This window comes from Erythrobacter sp. NE805, from assembly GCF_046452355.1.
In the GTDB taxonomy this organism is placed as follows: domain Bacteria; phylum Pseudomonadota; class Alphaproteobacteria; order Sphingomonadales; family Sphingomonadaceae; genus Erythrobacter.
In genome coordinates this window covers 666,922-687,832 of record NZ_JBKFDI010000002.1, presented here as the reverse complement: position 1 = coordinate 687,832, position 20,911 = coordinate 666,922, and the positions used below count along the sequence as shown (strand labels likewise).

The window sequence follows — 20,911 nt, the reverse complement described above, 5'->3', positions numbered from 1 at the left end:
GGGGGGGGGGTGGGGGGGGGGGGGGGGGGGCCCCCCCCCCCCCCCCCCCCCCCGGCCCCCTCCCGCGAGCGGGAGGGGGAGGGTTGGCTCAGGCCGCGTCGACCAGCACGACCTCGCTGTCCTCGAGCGCGGTGACGGTCACCTCGGCGAGCTGTGTGATCGCCACGCCGTCGCGGGCATTCGCCTCGACATCGCCGATCCGCACCCTGCCGGTCGCGGGGACGAGGTAGAGGTGGCGGTCCGCCGAGCGGGGCGTGTAGGTCACGCTCTCGCCCGCCTTGATCGTCGCGCCGAGCACCCGGGCATCGGCCCTGATCGGCAGCGCGTCGTCGTCGTTGGCGGCACCGCTCGCGAGAGGCACGAAGGCGCCGTGGCGGTCGGCCTTGGGGAACTGGCGCGCGCCCCAGCTCGGCTCGCCGCCGCGGGCGTCGGGGATGATCCAGATCTGGAAGATCCGGGTCTCCTCGTCCTCGAGGTTGTATTCCGAGTGGGTGACGCCGGTCCCGGCGCTCATCACCTGGACGTCGCCGGCCTCGGTGCGGCCTTCGTTGCCCATGCTGTCGCGGTGGGTGATCGCCCCGGCGCGGACATAGGTGATGATCTCCATGTCGCTGTGCGGGTGCGGCGGAAAGCCCGCGCGCGGCGCGATGGCGTCGTCGTTCCAGACCCTCAGGGCGCCCCAGTGGACGCGCGCCGGGTCGTGGTAGCCCGCGAAGGAGAAGTGGTGATGCGCATCGAGCCAGCCGTGGTTGGCGGCGCCGAGGGTGTGGAAGGGGCGAAGTTCGATCATGTCGTGGACTCCTTGGGTTCGTTCGTTGAGGCGGAGATAGGCCAGTGGCCGTGTTTGGATAAGTGCGATAAAACTTGCCAAGATGTTCGAAATATCCGAACAAGCCCTCATGAAACTCGGCGAACCCACCCTCGACCAGCTGCGGCTGTTCATCGCCGTTGCCGATCACGGCAGCTTCGGCGGGGCGGCCAGGGCGCTGGGGCGCGCGGTCTCGGCGGTGTCCTACGGCATCGCGCAGCTGGAGGCGCAGCTCGCGCTCAGCCTGTTCGAGCGCGAGGGCTCGCGCCGCCCGGTGCTGACCCCGGCGGGCGAGGGGCTGCTGCCCGAGGCGCGCGCGGTCGCCGACGGGGTCGACGCGCTGCTCGCCAAGACCCGCTCGCTCCACGCAGGGCTCGAATCGGCGCTGACGCTGGTTGTCGACGTGATGGTGCCGGGCGACCTCACCGCGCGGGTGCTCGGCGAGTTCCGGCGGATGTTCCCGACCTGCGCGCTGACCTTGCGGATCGAGGGGCTCGGCGCGGTCGGGGCCTGCCTCGTCGGCGGCGGGGCGGACCTTGCGATCGGCGGCCCGGTGATCGGCGAGCACCCCGGGATGGAGCGCCAGGCGATCGGCGAGATCGACCTCATCCCCGTCGCCGCGCCGTCGCACCCGCTGGCCCGCGCCGGGGTCGCGCCGGGGGAGAGCCGCCGCCACCTGCAGCTGGTGCTGACCGACCGCTCGCCGCTCACCGAGGGGCTCGAGTTCTCGGTGCTCTCGCCGCTGACCTGGCGGCTCGGGGACCTCGGCGCCAAGCACTCGCTGCTCAAGGAGGGGCTCGGCTGGGGCAACATGCCGCGCGGGATGGTGGCGGGCGACCTCGCCAGCGGCGCGCTGGTCGAGCTCGACCTGCCCGAAAAGCCCGGCGCGCATTACCGCCTCTCCGCGCTGTGGCGCCGCGACACGCGGCTGGGCCCGGCGGCGAGCTGGCTGGTGGATGCGTTCCGGGAGGGGCTGGGGGCCTGCCCTGCCGGATCGTCGCTCCGGACGTGATCCGGGGCTCGGCTTTCAGCTCATGCGGCTTGCCGGCAGTCGCCGAGCTCCGCGTCGAGCACGGGGCGGTGCCGCCTCGCACACCGCGCAAGCCTCCCCCGCGCGCACCGGTCGGCCGCAGGGGCGGCACAGGCGGTGGGTGCCGGGGGCGAGGCCGTGGGCGAGGCTCACGCGCTCGTCGAAGACGAAGCACTCGCCCTGCCACAGGCTTTCGTTTTCAGGGACTTGCTCGAGATAGTTGAGGATGCCGCCCTGGAGGTGGTAGACCTCCTCCACGCCTTCCGCGCGCAGCAGGGCGGTCGATTTCTCGCAGCGGATGCCGCCGGTGCAGAACATCGCGACCTTCTTTTTGCCTTTCAGCAGAGCCTCGCGATTGGCGCGGAACCATGCCGGGAAGTCGCGGAAGCTCGGCGTCTGCGGGTCGAGCGCGCCCGTGAAGGAGCCGATTGCCACCTCGTAATCGTTGCGGGTGTCGATCACGAGGGTGTCGGGATCGGCGATCAGCGCGTTCCAATCGTGCGGGTCGACATAGGTCCCCGCGGTGAGCGCCGGGTCGAGACCGGGCTCGCCCATCGTCACGATCTCGCGCTTCACGCGGACCTTCATCCGGCCAAAGGGCATCGCGGCGGCCTCCGAAAACTTGACGTCGAGCCCCGCGCACCCCGGCAGCGCGCGGATGTGGGCGAGCACGGCCTCCAGCCCTTCGGGCGCGCCCGCGATGGTCCCGTTGATCCCCTCCCGCGCGAGCAGCAGCGTGCCCTTCACGCCCGCCTCCTCGCAGGCGGCGAGCAGGGGGAGGCGCAGCGCCTCGGGGTCGTCGAAGCGGGTGAACCGGTAGAGCGCGGCGACCGCCACGGGCATGGGATCAGACCCGCGTCACCCAGCCGTGGGTGTCGGCGATGCGGCCGGTCTGGATGCCGACGAGCAGCTCGCGCAGCTTCGCGGTGGTCTGGCCGATGCCGCCCGCGCCGATGGTGAACGCGCCCTCGGGGCCGGCGACCTTGCCGACCGCGGTGACCACCGCCGCGGTCCCGCAGGCCATCACCTCGACGAGGTGGCCGCTCGCCGCGTCCTCCCGCCACTGGTCGATCGCGTAGGGGGCCTCGCGCACGGTCAGTCCCTGCTCCTCCAGCAGCGCGATCAGGCTGTCGCGGGTGATGCCGGGGAGGATCGTGCCGGTCAGCGGCGGGGTGATGACCGTGCCGTCGGCGAAGACGAAGAACAGGTTCATGCCGCCGAGCTCCTCGACCCAGCGCTTCTCCACGGCGTCGAGGAACAGCACCTGGTCGTGGCCCTTGGCGAAGGCTTGTCCGGTGGGGACGAGGCTTGCGGCGTAGTTGCCCCCGCACTTGGCCGCGCCCGTCCCGCCGGGGGCGGCGCGGGTAAAGTCGGAGATCCAGATGCTCACCGCTTTCGCGCCCGATTTGAAGTAGTTGCCGGCCGGACTTGCGATGACGATGAACTTGTATTTGCGGGCCGGGCGCACGCCGAGGAAGGCCTCGGTCGCGATCATGAAGGGCCGGATGTAGAGCGAGCCGCCCTCGACCGCCGGATACCAGTCGCCGTCGACCTCGAGCAGCGCGGCGATCGCGCCGAGGAACAGCTCTTCCGGGAGAGCCGGCATGGCGAGCCGCGCGGCCGAGGCGTTGAAGCGCGCGGCGTTGGCCTCCGGGCGGAACAGGCCGAGCGCGCCGTCGGGGTGGCGGTAGGCTTTCAGCCCCTCGAAGATCTCCTGCGCGTAGTGGAGCACGCTTGCCGCCGGATCGAGCGGGATGGCCTCGCGCGGGCCGATGGTGGGCGTCTGCCAGCCGCCCGCTGCCTCGTCGTAGTCGATCGTCACCATGTGATCGGTGAAGACCTGCCCGAAGCCCGGGTCGGCGATCAGCTGCTCGCGGGCGTGGTCGGGCGTGGGCGAGGGGTGGGGAAGGCGCGTGAGTTGCATGGAACGCGCCTAATCCTGCGGGCGGGCGAGAGCAAGACGACTGTTGGATCATCGTCGCGTGCCCCTCCACCGTCCTGCGGATGGTTCCCCTCCCCTGAGGGGGAGGATCATCGGGCCGCAGGCCCGCGAGGCCACGCGGCCGAGCCGCAGGTGCTCCGTAGCGCAGCGAAGGAAACGCACCGAGGACGAAGGCGCGGATGCGCTTTCGCGAAACACAAAATGAAAAGGGCGCTTCCAGCCCGTCGGTGGAAACGCCCTTTCATGGTCAGCGGCCAGGAAGTGCCGCTCACGAAGCCTCTAGAGGTAACAGGAATTACCGGTAGTGCCTCGCGCGGAAACTTGCCGACCTCTCTGCTGAACCATGAGACATCGGATCACCTCCTTTCGCGCTAGTGTGCCAAGACCCAGCCGTTTCACCGGGGGCCGAGGACCGCGTTCGCCGCTGGCCTCGTGGTGCAATGTGATTCATGCAAGGAGCTTCCACAAGACTTGTATTTAACTTTTCCCGCGTCATACTCTCCCCTCGCCGCGAAAGCCCTTCGGCGCGGCGTGCCTGGTGGATCGATGATGCGCCCGTGCTCGCCGGCAGGATGTGGACAGGCTGCGCGCAAACCTGTGGATATGTCGGTCCGGAGAAGGGGATTTGGCGATGAGCACCGCAACCATCGACCCTGCGGCCGGCGTGCTGACCATGATCCACGTCTACCACACCCAGCCTGAGACGCAGCGGAAGGTGTACGATGGCCTGCGCGAAGGGCTCGCGCGCTATGGTCGCCGCATGGCCGGACACCTCTCCTCCACCATCCACATGAGCCTCGATGGCCTGCGGGTCACCAGCTATTCGCAGTGGGACCCCGAAGCGTCCAAGGCCTTGTTCGACGATCCGGCGGCGCTGCAGGAATCGCTCGACTGGTTCGCTCCCCTGACCGCCGACGCGGTCGGGCAGGACGCCCACGTCTATCTCGAGCTGGACGTCTATCGGCCCTGAGATCGCGACAATCTGCCACCGGTTCCGGCGATGCGGCGGCGCGGGGTGTCAGCGACAATCCTCGATCACCCGGCTGACTTCCGCCCAGCTCGGCAGGTAGAGCGGCGCGGCGCCCTCGGCCTCGATAGAGAAGCGGCCCTTGGAGAGCGCGATCGCGTCGAGCAGCGGGTCGGTCGGTGACAGAAGAACGAAGGCGAACTGCCGGTTGGCCTCGGCGAGCAGCGTGCGGGTGGCTGTCTCGGTCCGGATTGTGAGGGATCCGGCGCGCGCGCCATCCACATCCAGCATCACCTGTCCGCCATCGCGGCAGGCGATCGAGACCAGCCGGCTTCTTTCGGGCGACCGGTAGTCTGCGGTGGTTGTCCTCTCCAGTCGCTCGTAGCGCCATGCCCCCGGGGTCTGGGGCGCGTCGATCCAGGTGGTGGCCGGATCGGCGGGGAGCGGAGCGGGCGGGGCGGGGCGCGCGGGTCCGGGCGCAGGGGCCGGCCGTGCGGCGGGCGCGGGCGCGGGCCGGGCGGCGGTCGGCGCCGGTGTCGAGGACGTGCAGCCGGCGAGTGTCAGCGCGGCGGCAAGGGCAAGGGCGGGGGGCAGAGCGGCTTTCATGCTGCCACTTTGCGCGCTAGGGCCTCGCCTTGTCCATGCCCGACCATCCTTCCTTTTCCTCAGGCCGTCCCCCGAAAGCGGCCAAGCGCCGCGTCGACCAGCTGCTCGTCGAGCGCGGCCTCGCCGAGAGCCGCGCGCGGGCGCAGGCGCTGGTGATGGCGGGGCTGGTCTTCGCGGGCGAGGTCAAGATCGACAAGCCGGGGCACCAGATCGCCGGGGACGCCGCGCTCGAGGTGCGGGGCCGCGACCATCCCTGGGTGAGCCGCGGCGGGATCAAGCTCGCCCATGCGCTCGAACATTTCGGCCTCTCGCCCGCAGGCGCAGTGGCGATGGACATCGGCTCCTCGACCGGCGGGTTCACCGACGTGCTGCTGGCGCGCGGCGCGGCGCACGTGTTCTGCGTCGACTCCGGCACCAACCAGCTCGCCTGGCGCTTGCGCGAGGACCCGCGGGTGACGGTGCTCGAACAGCTCTCCGCGCGGCTCCTCACCCGCGACCACATCACCCGCGATTGCGACTGGGTGGTGTGCGATGCGAGCTTCATCAGCCTGTCGAAAGTGCTCGAGGTGCCCTTGCAGCTCGCGGCCGAGCGCTGCCGCCTCGTTGCGCTCATCAAGCCGCAGTTCGAGGTCGGGCGCGAGGAGGTCGGCAAGGGCGGGGTGGTGCGCGATCCCGCACTGCACGCACGGGTGTGCGAGGAGGTCCGCGGCTGGCTCGAGGGCCTCGGCTGGGATGTCGAAGGGATCACCGAGAGCCCGATCACCGGGCCGCAGGGCAATGTCGAATTCCTGATCTCGGCCCGCCGGGGCTGAAGGGGCGCGGCTGGCGCACAAAGAAAAACCGGCGGCAACCCGGAGGTCGCCGCCGGCTTTCCTGATACCTGGCATCCCGCCGGAGCGGGAACCGGCAAGCCCGAAAGGCTTACTGAGCCGGGGTTTCGGTCGCGGCCGGGGTTTCGGTCGCAGCCGGGGTTTCGGCAGTCATGGCGTCGGCAGCCGGGGTCTCGACGACGGCCGGGGTTTCTTCGACGGTCATGGCGTCGGCTTCGGTGTTGGCTTCTTCGGCCGGCTTCGAGCAAGCGGCGGCGGTCAGGGCGAGGCCGGCGACGGCGACGAGAGCGATCTTCTTCATGGTCATGTTCCCTTTGGCCCTCGCGGGCCGGTAATGAGCAAAAGCGCGTTGTTCGATCTTCCCGCCGCCAACGCGCCTTCGAATCACGGCAGGAATGTGGCAGTCCCTAGCAGAGGGATTCGGGCCCCGACAGTGGAAATGTGACCACCTGCCCCATTTTTACCACATTTTTTTCGCGGCCGTGGCCGAATTGTGGCGCGAGGGCGACAGGGTCTCCGAGGCGGCACGTCAGGGACGCGGGGGTCGATCCGGGACAGGCGCGGGCAGCGCGGTTGGCGCGGGGCCGCGGCTCTGATATCGCCCGGTGAAACGAGAGTTTCGGGAAGCGCCATGAATACCCTTGCCTCACCAGCCCAGTTGCGCGCGAGCTTTTTCCGCTGGGCGCTGTTCATGGTGCCGCTCGTGCTGCTGGTGGGGTTCGCCGCCGGGCAGCTCGGCGGGCCCGACACCCCGTGGTTCGCCGCGCTCGAGAAGCCCGCGCTCTTCCCGCCCTCGATCGTCTTTCCGATCGTGTGGACCACGCTCTTCGTGCTGATCGGCCTCGCGCTGGCGATGGTGGCGAGCGCCTGGGGCGCGGTCGGGCGCGGGGTGGCGCTGGTGGTCTTCGCGATCCACTTCGTCGTGACGCAGGGCTGGACGCTGGTGTTCTTCGGGCTCCAGGACATGTTCGCAGGTCTTATGGTGCTGGGCTTCGGGATCGCCAGCCTGCTGATCGCGCTCGCCTTCATTGCGCGGGTGCGGCGCACCGCGGCGCTGCTGCTGCTGCCCTATCTCGCGTGGCTGTGCTTCGCGGGGGTGCTCAACTACCAGTTCATCGTGGAGAACCCCGACGGAGGCCCCCGCGGCATGAGCGGCGCGGCGACGCGGGTGGAGCTCTAGAACCCGCTTCCAATTACCCCAGCAAGCATATGGCGGTGATCGGACGGCGCAGCACGTCCGCAAGCGCGATCCGGCCTCAAGTAGCGAAGCGGTAGGCCAGCGAAAACTCCGCCCGCAGCGACGCGCCCGCAGGGCGTGTGAGCGCGGATTGATGCTTGCCCTTCCGGGCAAGCATCTCCACATAACAAGAATGCAAAGCCAGAACCCGATCATCGCCGACCTCGTCAAGCTCGCCAACAGTGCCGCCGGAACCATGGCGGGCATGACCCGCGAGGCGCGCGAGAGCGCGCGCGAGCGACTGCGCGAGGCCTTCGGCGGCATCGACTTCGTGAGCCGCGAGGAGTTCGAGACGGTCAAGGCGATGGCGCAGAAGGCGCGCGAACAGGCCGACGCCCTCGAAGCGCGGCTCGCGGCGCTGGAAGCGAAGTCGAATTAATCCTCGCACCGCCGGTGTCGCTGGCGCGCCCGCCGCGCGGCCGCTAGTCGTGTGCGCATGACACCCCACGCTTCCGCCATCATGCTTGCCTCGCGCCCGCAGGGGGAGACGGGGGCGATCGCGCGGGTGCTGACGGCGGAGCAGGGGCTCGTCGCGGCCTATGTCGCGGGCGGGCGGGGGCGGCAGATGCGCGCGGTGATGGTGCCGGGCAACCGGGTGGCAGCGGAGTTCACTGTCAGGCCCGGCAGCCAGCTGCCCTTCGCGCGGCTCGAGCTCGAGCAATCGCTGGGCGCGCTCATCACCGAGCCCTTGCCCGCCGCGGCGATCCAGTGGGCCTGCGCGCTCACCGCCGCCGCGCTGCCCGAGCGCCAGCCCTACCCCGCGCTCCACGCCGCGCTCGGCGGACTGCTCGACGCGATCGCGCTCGCCCCCTCGGCGCGCGGCTGGGTGAGCGGGCTTGCCGCCTACGAGACGCTGCTCCTCTCGCAATTGGGATACGGCGGCGGCGCGCCCCCGCCGCCCGCGCCCGACTGGGCGGGGCAGCTCGCGCAGCTGCAGGTGCTCGAGAAGCGCCTCGCGCACTACCTCCTTGCAGGCCCCAAAAGCGATGTTATGGGCGCGCGGAGGCTGCTCACCGAGCGGCTCGAGCGGATGGGGTAGTCATGAAGATCGCAGTCCTGCCCGGCGACGGGATCGGCCCCGAGGTCACCACCGAGGCGGTCGCGGTGCTCGAGAGCCTGTCGCTGCCCGGCCTCACGCTGTTCACCGGTGACGTCGGCGGGGCGGCCTATCATCGCCACGGCCACCCGCTGCCGGACGAGACGCTCCAAATGGCGCGCGAGGCCGACGCGATCCTGTTCGGCGCGGTCGGCGATCCGACCTGCGACGCTCTGGAGCGCCACCTCAGGCCCGAGCAGGCGATCCTCGGCCTTCGCAAGCACCTCGGCCTGTTCGCCAACCTGCGCCCGGCGCGGGTCTTCGCGGGGCTCGAGCACCTCTCGCCCCTGCGCGCCGACATCGCCGCGGGCCTCGACATGCTGATCGTGCGCGAGCTCACCGGCGACGTCTATTTCGGCGCCAAGGGCCGGCGGACGACCGAAGTGGGGACACGCGAGGGGTGGGACGCCATGTCCTATGCCGAGGACGAGGTGAGGCGCATCGCCCATGTCGCCTTCCGCGCCGCGCAGGCGTCGGGGCAGAAGCTCACCAGCGTCGACAAGGCCAACGTCCTCGAGACCAGCCAATTGTGGCGGGACGTAGTGATCGAGACCGCTGCCGAATACCCCGAAGTGGCGCTCGACCACATGTATGTCGACAACGCCGCGATGCAGGTGGTGAGCCACCCGGAACGCTTCGGCGTGGTGCTGACCGGCAACCTGTTCGGCGACATCCTCTCCGACCTCGCGAGCGCCGCGGTCGGCTCGATCGGGCTGCTACCCTCGGCCTCGCTGGGCGAGCGGCAGACGGCGCATGGCACCTTCGGCCTCTACGAGCCGATCCACGGCAGCGCGCCCGATATCGCCGGGCAGGGCAAGGCCAATCCGATGGCGACGATCCTCTCGGCCGCGATTATGCTGCGTCACTCCTTCGGTCTGGAAGCGGAGGCCGGGCGCATCGAGACTGCGGTGGCGGGGGCGCTAGCCGACGGAGTCCTCGGCGGCGATCTCGGCGGCTCGCACGGCACGGCTGCGATCGGCGCGGCGGTGCGCGAGCGGCTCTGACACCCGCCGGTTAGCCGCAGTTATGGTTTATAAAGAATTATGGTGCACACAGGGGGCATGGACCAGGCCTTCTTTCTGCGCACCGCGCATAGCGATGACGAGTTCGCCGACAGCTGGGCGACACCCGCGCCCATGACGCTCGACCTCGCCATCATCCTTCCCACCTTGAACGAGCGCGGCAACCTCGTGCCCCTCGTCGAGCGCATCGACCGCGCGATCGGCGCGGCGGCGAAGTGGGAGGTCATCATCGTCGACGACGACAGCCGCGACGGCACCGCCGACGAGGCGCGCGCGCTCGCCCTGACGGACCCGCGCGTCCGCGTCATCCAGCGCATCGGCCGCCGCGGTCTCGCCAGCGCCGCGATCGAGGGCTTCTGCGCCACCGCCGCGCCCTTCGTCGCGGTGATGGACGCCGACCACCAGCACGATCCCGCGCTGCTCCCCGGAATGCTCGCGGCGCTGAAGTCGGGCGAGGCGGAGATCTGCGTCGCCAGCCGCTTCGCCGAGGGCGCGAGCACCGCCGAATGGGCCGCGCCCGAGCGCGAGAAGCTCTCGACCTATGCCAATGCGCTCGCCCGCAAGATCACCGGGGTCGAGCTGACTGACCCGATGAGCGGCTACTTCATGCTCGCAGCGAAGGACGCGCGCGCGCTCGTCCCGCGCCTTTCCGGGATCGGCTTCAAGATCCTTCTCGACCTCCTCGCCACCGCGGATGAGCCCATGAAAGTCAAGGAATTTCCCCTCAATTTCGCCGCCCGCCGCGAAGGAGAAAGCAAGCTGGACCGCGCCATCCTGTTCGATTTCCTCGCCGGGCTCTACGACAAGACCTTCGGCAAGGTGATCCCGACCCGCTTCGCCCTGTTCGGCACCGTCGGGGCGCTGGGCGTGGTGGTGCACTTCCTGGTGCTCTCGAGCCTCTTGTTCCTCGTCGGCCACCACTTCACGCTCGCCCAGTCGGGCGCGGTGCTGGTGGCGATGAGCTTCAATTTCTGGCTCAACAACTACCTCACCTACCGCGACAAGCGCCTCGAGGGGCTGGGCGCGCTCGCGCGGGGCTGGGTGGGCTTCATCGCCACCTGCGCGGTCGGCGGCTTCGCCAACGTCGCGATCGCGACCTTCCTCGAAGGCCAGGGCGTGTTCTGGGCGGCCGCGGCGCTCGCGGGGATCGTGGTCGGCTCTGTGTGGAACTACGCCCTGTCGAGCCGCTTCGTGTGGGGTAGGTTCTGAGACTGAGTTCCTCCCCGTCCCGTAGGGATGGGGAGGGGGACCGCCCGCGTCAGCGGGTGGTGGAGGGGGCCTTGCGCGTCACCCCTCCGTCAGCCGCCTTGCGGCGTCTGCCACCTCCCCATCCCTTCGGGACGGGGAGGGACCTTGCTACTTCCACCCCTCGAGCCACGTCCAGGTCAGATAGCTCATCGGCCCCTTGAGCGGCAGGGCGCTGAGGATGGGGTAGAACCACGCGAAGACCGCCAGCGAGGCCGCCGGGATCGCCCAGCCGAGCAACCGTCCGCGCGTCGTGCGCACGAGGTCGCCGCAGGCGAGCGCGAGCGCGGCGAGGAGGAAGATGCTCGGCGTGAAATAGTGGTAGTAGAACTGCGTCGGCTTGGGCGCGATCACCCATAGCCCGAGCGCCGCCGCGTAGCCCAGTGCCGCGCCGAGCCGCGCCCAGTCGCGCTTTGCCCCGCCGCGCGTCCACGCCCCGCGCCACAGGCACCAGGCGAGCGCCGGCAGCCCCAGGAGCATCGTCAGCGGGTTGCCGATCAGCAGCACCCCGCGCTGCGCCCCGTCGATCGGCTCGTAGAGATACCAGATCCCGCGCGTGTCGAGCACCCACTGAGGCCAGGTGCTCATGTAGCGGTGCGGGGTCTTGAGCCCGCTCTGGAGCTCGATCATCTCGCGGTGCAGCCCGATGAAGCCCTTCTCGGCGAGCGGCGAGGGATGAAGGATCTCGGAGAGCCAGTAGCCCGGCAGGTAGGTCGCGGCGTAGACCGTGAGCGGCACGATCCCGAGCCACAGGAAAGCCTCGAAGAGCGTGATCCCCGGCACCGGCGCGCCGCGCCGCGAGAGCAGCAGGCGGCGCCGGCCGGCAAAGGCGCGAGCGATGAAGAAGGTGATCCCCGGCACCACCGCGAGCGGCGCCGCGTTCCACTTCGCGCCGATCGCCGCGCCGATCGCGACGCCGGTCAGCGCGAGCCGCCAGCGCCCCTGTTCGGGCTGCGCGCAGGCGGCGGCGAATTGCCAGGTCGCGACCATCAGCGCGGCGACCATCACCGGATCGAGCATCGCGATGCGGGCATGGACGAAGAGGTGGAAGCCGCTCGCCAGCAGCACCGCGAAGGCGAGGGTGGCGAAGCGCTCGCGCGACGCGTGCCACATCGCGCGGGTCGCGGCGAAGAAGGCGATGACGCCCGACAGCCAGGGCACGATCCGCCAGCCCAGCGGATTGTCGCCGAAGACGAGCATGCCGAGCGCGATCAGCTCCTTGCCGAGCAGGGGGTGCTCGCGGTTGCGATACCATCCGCTGCCGGTCTCGATGAGCTTGAGCCACTCGCGCGCGGCGGGGATGTAGTGGACCTCGTCGAAGTAGAGGATCGAGGGCGTGGCGAGCCGCCAGCCGGCGAGCAGCGCGAAGAGGCCGGTGAGCGCCCAGGTCCAGCCCAGCGGATCGACCGGGCGGGGCGGGGGAGCGGCGGCGGGGAGGGGGGACGCGTGCGCCTCGGCCATGACTGGCCCCGCCGATAGGCAGGGCCAGCCTTTGCGGCAAGAAGGATTATGCCGTCTGCGGCGTGCCTTGAGCAAAGGACTGCTCGAGCCAGAACAGCCGCGCGACCATCGCGAGGAGGCCGATGCTCGCGGTCGAGACGACGAAGATCGTCCACAGCGGCAGGTTCATCCTCGCCGCGCGCGCGCGCGGGGCAGGACGAAGAAGAAGGCGACCGAGAGCGAGAAGAGGAGGTCCCACCACACCTGCACGCCCCACAGGTTGGTGGTGTGGTTGAGGATCACCGGGATCACGCCCTCAGAAGCGATGGTGACCGCGGTGAAGGCGGCGAAGCCCGCCGAGAGCGCGCCGGCGAGGAGGGCATTGCCGGGCATGCCGGGGCGCAGGGCGATCGCAAGGATGGCGGCGACGCCGAACACGAGGCCGCCGAGGGCGAGGGCGAGGAAGGGGGTGAGGGTCTCGGGCATGGGGCGGTCCTTTCCAGTATGTAGCGAGTGCTACACCGGCTTGTAGCGCGATGTCGCGACCGCTACAAGGCCCGTATGGGCGCCCCAGCGAAAAAGCCGGCCATGTCGAGGGAGACCCTCCTCCCGCCGCTGATGGCGCATGTGCTGGCCGAGGGGTTGGGGCAGGCGAGCCTCAGGCCGCTGGCGAAGGCGGCGGGGACTTCGGACCGGATGCTGCTCTACCACTTCGGCACCAAGGAGGCGCTGATCGGCGAGCTCCTCGCGCATGTCGCCGGGGTCTATGCGGTGATGCTCGACGCGGCGCTCGCGGCCGCCCCGCGCCCCGCGACCCGCGCCGAGCTGCTCGCCGGGCTCCTCGCGCAGAACGGCGACCCGGCGATGCAGCCCTTCCAGATGCTGTGGTGGGAGATCGTCAGCGGTTCGGCGCGCGGCGCTCCCGGCTTTCGCCCCGCTGCGGAGGCAATGACCGCCAAGCTGCTCGCCTGGCTGGAGGCGCGGATGCCCGAGGGCGATCCCGACCCGGCCGGGGGAGCGCGTTTCCTCCTCGCGGTGATCGAGGGTGCGGCGATGCTGGCCGCCGTGGGCCACGAGCAGACCGCGATCGAAGGCCTGCTTGCGGGCGGGCTGCTGCCGGCCTAGAGACGCGCCCCATGAAGAAGACCACCGGCATGGACCGCGCCGCCACCGCGAACTGGCGCCCCGCCACCAAGGCGCTGCGCGGCGGCACCTGGCGCTCCGAACACGGCGAGACCAGCGAGGCGCTGTTCCTCACCTCGGGCTTCACCTACGACGATGCCGCGACCGTCGCCGCGCGCTTCGCGGGCGAGGCCGAGGGCATGACCTATTCGCGCCTTCAGAACCCCACCGTCGCGATGCTCGAGGAGCGCATCGCGCTGCTCGAGGGCGCTGAGGCGTGCCGCGCGCAGGCGAGCGGGATGGCGGCGATGACCACCGCGCTGCTCTGCCAGCTCAAGGCCGGCGACCACGTCGTCGCCGCGCGCGCCGCCTTCGGCTCGTGCCGCTGGCTGGTCGACAACCTGCTGCCCAGGTTCGGGATCGCGACCACCGTCATCGACAGCGCCGACAACGCCGCCTGGGAGGCCGCGATCCGGCCTGAGACGAAGGTGTTCTTCTTCGAGACCCCGGCCAACCCGACGCTCGACATCGTCGACCTCGCCTACGTCTGCGGCCTCGCGAGGGCGCACGGGATCACCTCGGTGGTCGACAACGCCTTCGCCTCCCCGGTCCTCCAGCGCCCGATGGAATTCGGCGCGGACGTCGTCGCCTACAGCGCGACCAAGCTGATGGACGGGCAGGGACGGGTGCTCGCGGGCGCGGTGTGCGCAAGCAAGCAGTGGATCGACGAGGTGCTGCTCCCGTTCCAGCGCAACACCGGGCCGAACCTCGCCGCCTTCAACGCCTGGGTGGTGATGAAGGGGCTCGAGACTCTCCCGCTGCGCGCCTTCAAGCAGTCCGAGCAGGCGGTGGCCCTCGGCGAGTTCCTCGAGCCGCGCATCACAAGGGCGGGCGGGCGGATGCTCCATCCGGGCCTGCCCAGCCACCCGCGCCACAACCTCGCGCTCGCGCAGATGGACGCGACCGGCCCGATCTTCGCCTTCGACGTCGGCACGCGCGCGCGCGCCTTCGCGCTGCTCGATGCCTTGAAGCTCGTCGACATCTCGAACAACATCGGCGACGCGCGCTCGCTCATGTGCCACCCCGCCTCGACCACCCATGCCGGCATGACCCCCGAGGCGCGCGAGGCGATGGGCGTGACCGAGGGGCTCCTTCGGATCAACGTCGGCCTCGAGGACATCGCCGACCTCACCGAGGACATGGACCAGGCGCTCGCGGCGGCGGGGTTGTGAGAGGCTTTTCACGCGGAGACGCGGAGACGCGGAGATGGTCACGCGGCTATGCCGCCTTTATGTTCACACGAAGACACAAAGACACAAAGGATTAAGGTAAGTGTCACGCGCCCATCACCTTTGTGCCTTTGTGCCTTTGTGCCTTTGTGTGAGCCGGTCGAAGGCCGCTGCGCGGCAGGTGCGGCCCGCGCGCTCCTCTCCGCGTCTCCGCGTCTCCGCGTGAACCAAGAACAGGGAAGGGAACCATGCCGATGACCAAGCGCGTTGAACTCGTCTTCGATTTCGTCTCGCCCAACGCCTACCTGATCTGGTGGCCGCTGCGCGAATTGCTCGATCGCCACGAGGCCGGGCTCGAGGTGATCCCGGTGTTCCTCGGCGGGATGCACAAGCTCACCGGCAACGCTCCGCCGATGATCCGCGACGCCGAGGTCAAGGGCAAGAACGCCTACGCGATGCTCGAGATGAACCGCTTCATCCGGAAGCACGGCCTCACCAGATGGCGCATGCACCCGCAGTTCCCGTTCAACTCGATCCTCCTCCAGCGCATGCTCTTCGCGGCGAACGAGGACGGGCGCGGCGTGCAGTTCGTCGAAGGCCTGCTGCGCCCGATCTGGGAGGAGGGGCTCGACATTTCCTCGCCCGAGGCCGTCGGCGCGGCGGTCACGGCGGCCGGCTTCGACGCCGCAGACCTCTTCGAGCGCGCGCAGAGCGACGCCGTCAAGCAGGGCCTCATCGCCAGCACCGAGAACGTCGTCGCCCGCGGCGCCTTCGGCATCCCGACGATGTGGATCGGGGACGAGATGTTCTTCGGCAAGGAGCGCCTCGGCCAGATCGAGGAGCTGCTGGCGCAGGGGTGAGGACCCGTGCGCCCACCCCCAGCCCCTCCCGCAAGTGGAAGGGGAGCGAGACTTGTTGAGCCGAAGGCGAAGCTAGTCGCAGGGGAGTGGGCCCGGTCGGCTAGGCGGGCAGGAACCCGAGCTCGTAGACCATCGGGCGCAGCTTTTCGGTGAGCGCGGCGTAGGCGGCCTTGAACGGATCGAAGTCGGTCAGCTCGGTGTCGCCATAGGCCTCGAGCGCGCGGCGCACCTGATACCAGCCCGCGTCCGAGCGCCCGAGCTTGTACTCCTGCCGGATCTTGTTGGGGAAGCTGGTGGCGTGGAAGCGCCTGAACAGCGCGCGGCCCTCGTCGAGCACGGCCTGCGCTTCGGGCGAGAAAATCATGCCCCGCATGTAGCGCACCATGAAATCGCTTTCGAAGCGCTGCGCGCCGATCTCGGCCTCGGTGAAGGGGATGAAGTGGTTGGTGAGGCTCCAGTCGCGATCGTTCCAGCGAAGCTTATCGGCTCCGGCGGTGAGGTTCTTGTTGTTGAACAGCATCCAGACAAGGCAATCGGATTTAAATTCGTCCGTGAGTTGCTGCGAGGGCTGCAAAAATTGGTCACTGTGGTTCTGCCAAGTGTGCCGTGGGAGAAGTCGTACCGAGAAAACGACAGCAGCCTCGACTAAGTTCTCAGCCGAGAGAAACAAGCCGCCGCCATTGCGGCCCGTGAAGATCGATGAAGTGATTAGCGTGCCTTGGCCCGCGTTTTGCATGTCATTGTTGCTGGCAAACAAGTGGCCTACTGCACCAACACAAGTCCGCTTTACCCGCGGATTTCGCGAAGGCGTCAGAGCATTTGAAAGAGGAATAATAATAGCACCATTCGCGGCAGGGGACCTTATCCATGCATTGAGTAACATTGCCTTAGGGCGGACCAAGTACGTTTTCTCGCCTACCGCCGCGCCGTGGCGGTCCAATGCGTCCACCGTGATTTCCTGAACGGCGGCCTTAGCGGTGTTATCCCAAACGAAGAACCCGATAGGGAAGTTGCCTTCGATACTGTCGAAAGCTCGACTATGTACGACAAAACCATCCAGATACTTTGGTCGCCAGATTTTCCGGAATGCCTCGAAATTCGGGCCGTTCACATATTTAAGAGTGCTGAAAATGGCTAACGTACATCGCGGTAGTTCTTTCTGGATACGAATCAAGAATTGAACGAAAAGTTCTTTACTCGCGTAGCCAAGGTTCATCTCCCGCATCCAGCCATTGATGCGGGTTTTCTCGACGCCGATCTTGTTTTCGTCGCCCTTCGAGATGCCTGAGCCGCTTTCGGCATAGGGTGGATTGATCAGAACCAAAATCGGTTTTGCGTCTTCGTCGCCATCTCGCGCAGCGGCGATTGCTTGCCGCAGTTCGAGCGGCACCTTGCCCGACAGCTCATAATCAATATCCCCAAAGTCGGTGACGTCATCGTTCAAGTAGTCGTATTGGAATCTTTCCGCCCCGGCGAAGCGCGGATCAGACCGCATGATCGTAACGTCCGCTTCATCTAGCGTGGACATATATACGTTGCGCAGGTTGCTGTGTGCCACCTCAAGGTTTCCTACCCCTGCACACATGTCCCAAACGATGTAGCGGTCTTGCCAGCCTTCTCCCAAAGTAGCGCGGAGTTGCTCATAGGCCTTGGTGACGATGTGGAGCGGCGTATAATACGCGCCCTTGAACTTCTGTTCGTCGACCGGGAGAAGGCTGTCGCGGCGCTCCAGCAGATAGCGACGATCTTCGACGGCGGGCGGGCGATGGTAGATCGCCCAGAAATCGCGATAGCCCTTGTCGCTGGCAAGCTCGTACGTGTCGCCGTGCATGAAGAACGTCGGGCCGTCCGCCGTCATCAGCATCCGCGCACCTGCCGGTTGCTTCATGGCCTCGTGGGTGCCGTCGTGCATGATGTCGGCGAAGAACAGCACGGCGTAATCGGCCTCGGACTTCACGCCGAGTTCGGTGCCGACCATCGCCACCCACTTGTCGAACACCTGCTTGAGATTATCGCGGGTGATGGGGGTCTTGATGAGCTCGCCTTTTCGGATCGCATCCTTGATTGCATTGACGAATTCCTTCGCCATCGAGGCGACCGGATATGTGGTGAAGCGCTCGCCGATGTAGGGCGCAATCTGAAGTGCAAGCTTGTCGTCTGCTTTCGATCCCGAAGTCGGCCACTCAATGCTCTCGTCTACCAGCAACGTCAGGGCTTCGACGGTGGGCAGAATGGCCGCCTTCTGTCGGTCAATGACGGCGAGGAATGGGGGGATTGGCTCGCCCCGTGCTTTCGCATCGCGCACATAGACAAGCAATTGCCCGAACATGACCAAGGGAGGCGTCGTGACGAACTTCGCCTCGAACCACACCTTGGCGGTCTGGATATCGACACGCCCTTTGGTGTAATCCTTTTTCTTGAAGCCAAGCGCCTTGATATAGGCGTCCTTGACGTCCTCCTCGGTGCGGGCACGTTGCAATTCTTCAAGCAGGCTCAAAGCCATAACCCCCGTGGCCGAATGCCGCGCTTAATCAGCAGGAAGCGGGGCCCCGGGTCAAGCCCGGGGAGGCGATAAACGGGGGTGACGGGGAGGCGCGAGTGTCGCCAGCCCTCACCCCGCCGTCACATCCTCGAGGGCCGTGTCCATCACCGGGTAGCGCCGCCACTCGGCCCAGTCGTAGTGCCACCACTCGTTGGCGAGGCCGACGAAGCCCTCGGCGACCATCCAGCTTTCGAGGAGGCGGCTGAGGCGCAGCGCTTGCGGAGGGGCGGCGGTGTTGCTCCGGTAGGCGGCGGGGGTGAAGTCGTCATAGGGGCTCGGCATCTGCACCTCGATGCCGCCGCGGTGCAGCGAGAGGTCGATAGAGCAGCCGCGGTTGTGGCGCGATCCGGTGCGGGGATCGGCGACGAACTCGCGCTTGTCCTCCGGCGTCCGGTCCCACATCGCCTTCGTGATGCGCCAGGGGCGGTAGGCGTCGAAGATCAGCAGGCCGTAGCCTGCCGCCTCGGCGCGGGTCTGGACGCGCGACAGGGCCTCGGCGACCGGGCGCTGCGCCACCGCGCGGGGCACGGGGTAGAGCACCCGGCGCATGAAGTTGTTCGCGGTCGCATAGCGGATGTCGAGCCTGAGGCGCGGGTCGAAGCGCGCGAGGTCGACGAGATCGGGGCGCATGGTCGCGGCGGGATCGACGGGGGGCGCGAGGGGCTCGGCCGGCGCGGCGAGGATGCCGCTCCGCCCCGCGCAAGCCCCGAGCAGCCCCGCGCCGAGACCCGCCAGCGCGGCGCGGCGGCTGAGGCCGGGGGGCAGGGCGGAGGGGGGCGGCATGGGGGGCGGCATGGGGCGGGAAGGCTATGGCATCCGCCGCATCCCTGCAACCGGCCGGAGAAAAACCCGCGCGGGCTCGGGATCAAGCAGGGGTTAAGCGCGTTCCTGCTCTTGTGACCCGACACAGAATCGCTACCTTGGGGGCGACATGAAAGAGTTCTTCCAGCACGCCGCCACCACCGACGGGGTCACCGTGAGGGTCGCCGTCAACTACCTGCCGGAGCAATCGCATCCCGAGGCGGGCAAGTGGTTCTGGGTCTATCACATCCGCATCGAGAACGCCTCGCACGAGCCGATGCGCCTCGTCACCCGCCACTGGCGCATCACCGACGGGCGCGGCATGGTCAACCATGTCGACGGCGAGGGCGTGGTCGGCGAACAGCCGCTGCTCCAGCCGGGGCAGAGCCACGACTACGTCTCGGGCTGCCCGCTGACGACGCCGTTCGGCTCGATGGAGGGCTTCTACACCTTCGAGCGCGCCGATGGCTCGCCGGCGGAGATCCGCATCCCCTTCTTCCCGCTCGCCGCGCCCGAGACCGCCGAGGGGCGTTCGCCCCGGTAAGCGGAGGGGCTGCAATTCAGCCGCTTGCGATGAACCGCGCGCCCGCCTAATCGACGGGGCGTGAAGCGCACCCACCTGCCCCTCAACGCCCTGCGCGTGTTCGACGCCGCCGCCCGGCACCTCTCCTTCACCCGCGCCGCGGACGAGCTTGCAGTGACGCCCGCCGCGGTCGGCCAGCAGATCCGCGCGCTCGAGGACGTGCTCGGGGTCGTGCTGTTCCGCCGCACCTCCAAGGGCCTCGAGCTCACCCCCGAGGGCTGCGCCGGGCTCGATCCCTTGCGCGAGGGGTTCCTCCGCTTCGAGGAGAGCGTCGCCGCGATGCAGGCCGGGCAGGCCTCCGACCGCTACACCATCGCCGTCCCGCGCGAGTTCTACGCCGAGTGGCTCGCCCCGCGCCTCGCCGTGTTCCAGGCGGGCACCCCGGGCGTCCAGTACATCCTCGCCCCCGACGAGCATGCCGACTTCACCGAGGCGAACCTCGACATCGCGATCCGGCTCGTCGACGGGCCGGGCGACCTCGAGGGCGTGCAGCTCGCTCCCGCGAGGAAGGTGACGGTCGCCGCGCCCGAGCACCGCAGCGCGTGGATCGACTGGCCGGGGATGACCCTCCCCGAGGGCGTCAACCCCTGCATCCGCGCCGGCTCCCCCGGCCAGGCGCTCGCCTCGGCGCTCGCCGGGATGGGCCGCACGATCCTCCCCTTCGCGCTCGCCGAGGCGGCGATCGCCCGCGGCGCGCTCCTGCCCCTCACCGAACCCGAGCCCGCGATCCGCGCCTACTGGCTCCTCGCCCCCGCGCCGCAATGGCGCAGCAAGAAGGTGAAGGCGCTCGTCGCCTATCTCGCGTCCTGATCGCCGGGATCGTCGATCAGTCCGACCCTGATCCCGAACCGCGTCACCTCCTCCTCGGGCCAGCGTCCCTCCGCCTTGAGCTGCTCGGCCCGCGCGACGAAGAGGGGGTCGTGAATGTCGATCCCCATCAGCCCGAGGCGCGTCTCCCACAGGTCCATGAAGTGCCGGTACCATCGGCCGACCTGCGTCTGCAGCGCCCTGAGCCGCTTCGCTTCGGCGACCGGGTCACAGGCGATCCGCGCCTGCTCCTCGCGATAGGCGGCCGCGACCTTCTCGTAGAGCGGGTGCCCCGGCCCCACGTCCTTCTGCTGGTCGTAGCGGTGGGGGAGGCGGGTCTTGAGGAAGAACATCACCAGCGCCTCGTTGTGCCGCCGCTCGACGCCGACCACCTTGCCCGCGTGGAGGATCGGCTTCTCCTCCCCCTCGATCGCCCGGGCGAGCGCGCAGTCCTCGAGCCGGCTCACCCCCCGGTCGAGCGCCGCATCCCACGCCGCCCGGAAGCCCTCGGCGCCGGGCCGCTGGCGCAGCTTGTAGAGCGCCTCCATGCTCTTGCCGACATGACGCGCGGCTTGGGCAACGATGCCCGTCGCGGCAAGCTGCGCGATGAAGGCGCGCTGCACGTCGGGCGTGATCGAGTTCGCCTTGGGCCGCGCATGGGGCACCGGCATGAAATCGAGCAACGGATCATCTGGCGCCGGCGGCACGAGCTCGTAGGCGACCGAGGACGTCGCCTGCCGGGGC

24 protein-coding genes are annotated in these 20,911 nt (G+C 68.9%); 13 read left to right on the top strand and 11 right to left on the bottom strand.

The window, feature by feature from the left end; genetic code table 11:
- Positions 1-88: 88 nt before the first annotated feature.
- Positions 89-790: a pirin family protein gene (locus ACLBKU_RS11355; RefSeq protein WP_410179648.1), complete on the bottom strand. Its 702-nt coding sequence runs from the start codon at positions 788-790 to the stop codon at positions 89-91.
- A 109-nt stretch (positions 791-899) separates the two neighbouring features.
- Here ACLBKU_RS11355 and ACLBKU_RS11350 point away from each other — a divergent pair, with 109 nt between their 5' ends.
- The gene (locus ACLBKU_RS11350; protein WP_410179647.1) at positions 900-1,820 is read left to right on the top strand and encodes a LysR family transcriptional regulator; all 921 of its coding nucleotides are present in this window, start codon (positions 900-902) and stop codon (positions 1,818-1,820) included.
- A 15-nt stretch (positions 1,821-1,835) separates the two neighbouring features.
- Here the strand turns inward: ACLBKU_RS11350 and ACLBKU_RS11345 are convergent, their stop codons facing one another.
- Positions 1,836-2,681, bottom strand: coding sequence for a rhodanese-related sulfurtransferase (locus ACLBKU_RS11345; RefSeq protein WP_410179646.1), 846 nt, complete (start codon positions 2,679-2,681; stop codon positions 1,836-1,838).
- A 4-nt stretch (positions 2,682-2,685) separates the two neighbouring features.
- The gene (locus ACLBKU_RS11340; protein WP_410179645.1) at positions 2,686-3,762 is read right to left on the bottom strand and encodes a branched-chain amino acid aminotransferase; all 1,077 of its coding nucleotides are present in this window, start codon (positions 3,760-3,762) and stop codon (positions 2,686-2,688) included.
- A 649-nt stretch (positions 3,763-4,411) separates the two neighbouring features.
- Here ACLBKU_RS11340 and ACLBKU_RS11335 point away from each other — a divergent pair.
- Positions 4,412-4,750: a hypothetical protein gene (locus ACLBKU_RS11335; protein WP_410179644.1), complete on the top strand. Its 339-nt coding sequence runs from the start codon at positions 4,412-4,414 to the stop codon at positions 4,748-4,750.
- Positions 4,751-4,798: 48 nt separating this feature from the next.
- Here ACLBKU_RS11335 and ACLBKU_RS11330 read toward each other — a convergent pair whose 3' ends face one another.
- A complete protein-coding gene (locus ACLBKU_RS11330) occupies positions 4,799-5,353 on the bottom strand; it encodes a hypothetical protein (RefSeq protein WP_410179643.1) in 555 nt (184 codons plus the stop codon).
- A 35-nt stretch (positions 5,354-5,388) separates the two neighbouring features.
- Here ACLBKU_RS11330 and ACLBKU_RS11325 point away from each other — a divergent pair, with 35 nt between their 5' ends.
- Positions 5,389-6,165 (top strand): TlyA family RNA methyltransferase, encoded by a 777-nt coding sequence (locus ACLBKU_RS11325; protein WP_410179642.1) that lies wholly within the window; start codon positions 5,389-5,391, stop codon positions 6,163-6,165.
- Between the two features lie 109 nt (positions 6,166-6,274).
- On the opposite strand, the gene ACLBKU_RS11320 is transcribed toward ACLBKU_RS11325, so the two are convergent.
- Positions 6,275-6,490: a hypothetical protein gene (locus ACLBKU_RS11320; RefSeq protein WP_410179641.1), complete on the bottom strand. Its 216-nt coding sequence runs from the start codon at positions 6,488-6,490 to the stop codon at positions 6,275-6,277.
- 324 nt (positions 6,491-6,814) lie between these two features.
- Between ACLBKU_RS11320 and ACLBKU_RS11315 the strand changes: the two genes are divergently transcribed.
- The 5 genes from ACLBKU_RS11315 (at position 6,815) to ACLBKU_RS11295 (ending at position 10,747) form a co-directional block, all read left to right on the top strand.
- Positions 6,815-7,363: a TspO/MBR family protein gene (locus tag ACLBKU_RS11315; protein WP_410179640.1), complete on the top strand. Its 549-nt coding sequence runs from the start codon at positions 6,815-6,817 to the stop codon at positions 7,361-7,363.
- A gap of 190 nt (positions 7,364-7,553) precedes the next feature.
- Positions 7,554-7,799: an accessory factor UbiK family protein gene (locus tag ACLBKU_RS11310; RefSeq protein ID WP_410179639.1), complete on the top strand. Its 246-nt coding sequence runs from the start codon at positions 7,554-7,556 to the stop codon at positions 7,797-7,799.
- A 57-nt stretch (positions 7,800-7,856) separates the two neighbouring features.
- Positions 7,857-8,459 carry a DNA repair protein RecO gene (locus ACLBKU_RS11305; protein WP_410179638.1) on the top strand — a complete coding sequence of 201 codons (603 nt, stop codon included), beginning with the start codon at positions 7,857-7,859 and terminating at the stop codon, positions 8,457-8,459.
- Between the two features lie 2 nt (positions 8,460-8,461).
- Positions 8,462-9,520 (top strand): 3-isopropylmalate dehydrogenase, encoded by a 1,059-nt coding sequence (leuB, locus tag ACLBKU_RS11300; protein WP_410179637.1) that lies wholly within the window; start codon positions 8,462-8,464, stop codon positions 9,518-9,520.
- A 132-nt stretch (positions 9,521-9,652) separates the two neighbouring features.
- Positions 9,653-10,747 carry a glycosyltransferase gene (locus ACLBKU_RS11295; RefSeq protein ID WP_410179670.1) on the top strand — a complete coding sequence of 365 codons (1,095 nt, stop codon included), beginning with the start codon at positions 9,653-9,655 and terminating at the stop codon, positions 10,745-10,747.
- Between the two features lie 147 nt (positions 10,748-10,894).
- On the opposite strand, the gene ACLBKU_RS11290 is transcribed toward ACLBKU_RS11295, so the two are convergent.
- Genes ACLBKU_RS11290 through ACLBKU_RS11280 form a run of 3 tightly spaced genes read right to left on the bottom strand, consistent with a single transcriptional unit; the run spans position 10,895 to position 12,709 of the window.
- Positions 10,895-12,244, bottom strand: coding sequence for a phospholipid carrier-dependent glycosyltransferase (locus ACLBKU_RS11290; RefSeq protein ID WP_410179636.1), 1,350 nt, complete (start codon positions 12,242-12,244; stop codon positions 10,895-10,897).
- Positions 12,245-12,290: 46 nt separating this feature from the next.
- Positions 12,291-12,413: a hypothetical protein gene (locus ACLBKU_RS11285; protein WP_410179635.1), complete on the bottom strand. Its 123-nt coding sequence runs from the start codon at positions 12,411-12,413 to the stop codon at positions 12,291-12,293.
- Positions 12,410-12,709 (bottom strand): hypothetical protein, encoded by a 300-nt coding sequence (locus ACLBKU_RS11280; RefSeq protein ID WP_410179634.1) that lies wholly within the window; start codon positions 12,707-12,709, stop codon positions 12,410-12,412. The genes ACLBKU_RS11285 and ACLBKU_RS11280 overlap by 4 nt, the downstream gene beginning before the upstream one ends.
- A 102-nt stretch (positions 12,710-12,811) precedes the next feature.
- On the opposite strand from ACLBKU_RS11280, the gene ACLBKU_RS11275 reads away from it, so the two are divergent.
- The 3 genes from ACLBKU_RS11275 to ACLBKU_RS11265 all read left to right on the top strand — a co-directional run bounded on the left by ACLBKU_RS11275 (position 12,812) and on the right by ACLBKU_RS11265 (position 15,434).
- Entirely contained in the window at positions 12,812-13,348 is a 537-nt protein-coding gene (locus tag ACLBKU_RS11275; RefSeq protein ID WP_410179633.1) for a TetR family transcriptional regulator, read from the top strand.
- 11 nt (positions 13,349-13,359) lie between these two features.
- Entirely contained in the window at positions 13,360-14,577 is a 1,218-nt protein-coding gene (locus tag ACLBKU_RS11270; protein ID WP_410179632.1) for a trans-sulfuration enzyme family protein, read from the top strand.
- Positions 14,578-14,828: 251 nt separating this feature from the next.
- Positions 14,829-15,434, top strand: a complete 606-nt coding sequence (locus tag ACLBKU_RS11265; protein WP_410179631.1) for a 2-hydroxychromene-2-carboxylate isomerase — start codon at positions 14,829-14,831, stop codon at positions 15,432-15,434.
- A gap of 100 nt (positions 15,435-15,534) precedes the next feature.
- Here the strand turns inward: ACLBKU_RS11265 and ACLBKU_RS11260 are convergent, their stop codons facing one another.
- Together ACLBKU_RS11260 and ACLBKU_RS11255 are read right to left on the bottom strand one after the other, a co-directional pair.
- On the bottom strand, positions 15,535-17,937 hold the full coding sequence (locus ACLBKU_RS11260; RefSeq protein ID WP_410179630.1) for a hypothetical protein: 2,403 nt from the start codon (positions 17,935-17,937) through the stop codon (positions 15,535-15,537).
- A 108-nt stretch (positions 17,938-18,045) separates the two neighbouring features.
- Positions 18,046-18,759: a M15 family metallopeptidase gene (locus ACLBKU_RS11255; protein ID WP_410179629.1), complete on the bottom strand. Its 714-nt coding sequence runs from the start codon at positions 18,757-18,759 to the stop codon at positions 18,046-18,048.
- Between the two features lie 148 nt (positions 18,760-18,907).
- On the opposite strand from ACLBKU_RS11255, the gene apaG reads away from it, so the two are divergent.
- Positions 18,908-19,321 (top strand): Co2+/Mg2+ efflux protein ApaG, encoded by a 414-nt coding sequence (gene apaG, locus ACLBKU_RS11250; protein ID WP_410179628.1) that lies wholly within the window; start codon positions 18,908-18,910, stop codon positions 19,319-19,321.
- 60 nt (positions 19,322-19,381) lie between these two features.
- The gene (locus ACLBKU_RS11245) at positions 19,382-20,170 is read left to right on the top strand and encodes a LysR family transcriptional regulator (RefSeq protein WP_410179627.1); all 789 of its coding nucleotides are present in this window, start codon (positions 19,382-19,384) and stop codon (positions 20,168-20,170) included.
- Here the strand turns inward: ACLBKU_RS11245 and ACLBKU_RS11240 are convergent.
- Positions 20,155-20,838, bottom strand: a complete 684-nt coding sequence (locus ACLBKU_RS11240) for a hypothetical protein (RefSeq protein WP_410179626.1) — start codon at positions 20,836-20,838, stop codon at positions 20,155-20,157. The two genes, ACLBKU_RS11245 and ACLBKU_RS11240, sit on opposite strands and share 16 nt — an antisense overlap.
- Positions 20,839-20,911 lie beyond the last annotated feature (73 nt).

Bases quoted from the DNA above. Each gene is read 5' to 3' on its own strand.
- ACLBKU_RS11355 (WP_410179648.1), bottom strand. From the start codon at position 790: ATGATCGAACTTCGCCCCTTCCACACCCTCGGCGCCGCCAACCACGGC.
- ACLBKU_RS11350 (WP_410179647.1), top strand. From the start codon at position 900: ATGAAACTCGGCGAACCCACCCTCGACCAGCTGCGGCTGTTCATCGCC.
- ACLBKU_RS11345 (WP_410179646.1), bottom strand. From the start codon at position 2,681: ATGCCCGTGGCGGTCGCCGCGCTCTACCGGTTCACCCGCTTCGACGAC.
- ACLBKU_RS11340 (WP_410179645.1), bottom strand. From the start codon at position 3,762: ATGCAACTCACGCGCCTTCCCCACCCCTCGCCCACGCCCGACCACGCC.
- ACLBKU_RS11335 (WP_410179644.1), top strand. From the start codon at position 4,412: ATGAGCACCGCAACCATCGACCCTGCGGCCGGCGTGCTGACCATGATC.
- ACLBKU_RS11330 (WP_410179643.1), bottom strand. From the start codon at position 5,353: ATGAAAGCCGCTCTGCCCCCCGCCCTTGCCCTTGCCGCCGCGCTGACA.
- ACLBKU_RS11325 (WP_410179642.1), top strand. From the start codon at position 5,389: ATGCCCGACCATCCTTCCTTTTCCTCAGGCCGTCCCCCGAAAGCGGCC.
- ACLBKU_RS11320 (WP_410179641.1), bottom strand. From the start codon at position 6,490: ATGACCATGAAGAAGATCGCTCTCGTCGCCGTCGCCGGCCTCGCCCTG.
- ACLBKU_RS11315 (WP_410179640.1), top strand. From the start codon at position 6,815: ATGAATACCCTTGCCTCACCAGCCCAGTTGCGCGCGAGCTTTTTCCGC.
- ACLBKU_RS11310 (WP_410179639.1), top strand. From the start codon at position 7,554: ATGCAAAGCCAGAACCCGATCATCGCCGACCTCGTCAAGCTCGCCAAC.
- ACLBKU_RS11305 (WP_410179638.1), top strand. From the start codon at position 7,857: ATGACACCCCACGCTTCCGCCATCATGCTTGCCTCGCGCCCGCAGGGG.
- leuB (WP_410179637.1), top strand. From the start codon at position 8,462: ATGAAGATCGCAGTCCTGCCCGGCGACGGGATCGGCCCCGAGGTCACC.
- ACLBKU_RS11295 (WP_410179670.1), top strand. From the start codon at position 9,653: ATGACGCTCGACCTCGCCATCATCCTTCCCACCTTGAACGAGCGCGGC.
- ACLBKU_RS11290 (WP_410179636.1), bottom strand. From the start codon at position 12,244: ATGGCCGAGGCGCACGCGTCCCCCCTCCCCGCCGCCGCTCCCCCGCCC.
- ACLBKU_RS11285 (WP_410179635.1), bottom strand. From the start codon at position 12,413: ATGAACCTGCCGCTGTGGACGATCTTCGTCGTCTCGACCGCGAGCATC.
- ACLBKU_RS11280 (WP_410179634.1), bottom strand. From the start codon at position 12,709: ATGCCCGAGACCCTCACCCCCTTCCTCGCCCTCGCCCTCGGCGGCCTC.
- ACLBKU_RS11275 (WP_410179633.1), top strand. From the start codon at position 12,812: ATGTCGAGGGAGACCCTCCTCCCGCCGCTGATGGCGCATGTGCTGGCC.
- ACLBKU_RS11270 (WP_410179632.1), top strand. From the start codon at position 13,360: ATGAAGAAGACCACCGGCATGGACCGCGCCGCCACCGCGAACTGGCGC.
- ACLBKU_RS11265 (WP_410179631.1), top strand. From the start codon at position 14,829: ATGACCAAGCGCGTTGAACTCGTCTTCGATTTCGTCTCGCCCAACGCC.
- ACLBKU_RS11260 (WP_410179630.1), bottom strand. From the start codon at position 17,937: ATGGCTTTGAGCCTGCTTGAAGAATTGCAACGTGCCCGCACCGAGGAG.
- ACLBKU_RS11255 (WP_410179629.1), bottom strand. From the start codon at position 18,759: ATGCCGCCCCCCTCCGCCCTGCCCCCCGGCCTCAGCCGCCGCGCCGCG.
- apaG (WP_410179628.1), top strand. From the start codon at position 18,908: ATGAAAGAGTTCTTCCAGCACGCCGCCACCACCGACGGGGTCACCGTG.
- ACLBKU_RS11240 (WP_410179626.1), bottom strand. From the start codon at position 20,838: ATGCCGGTGCCCCATGCGCGGCCCAAGGCGAACTCGATCACGCCCGAC.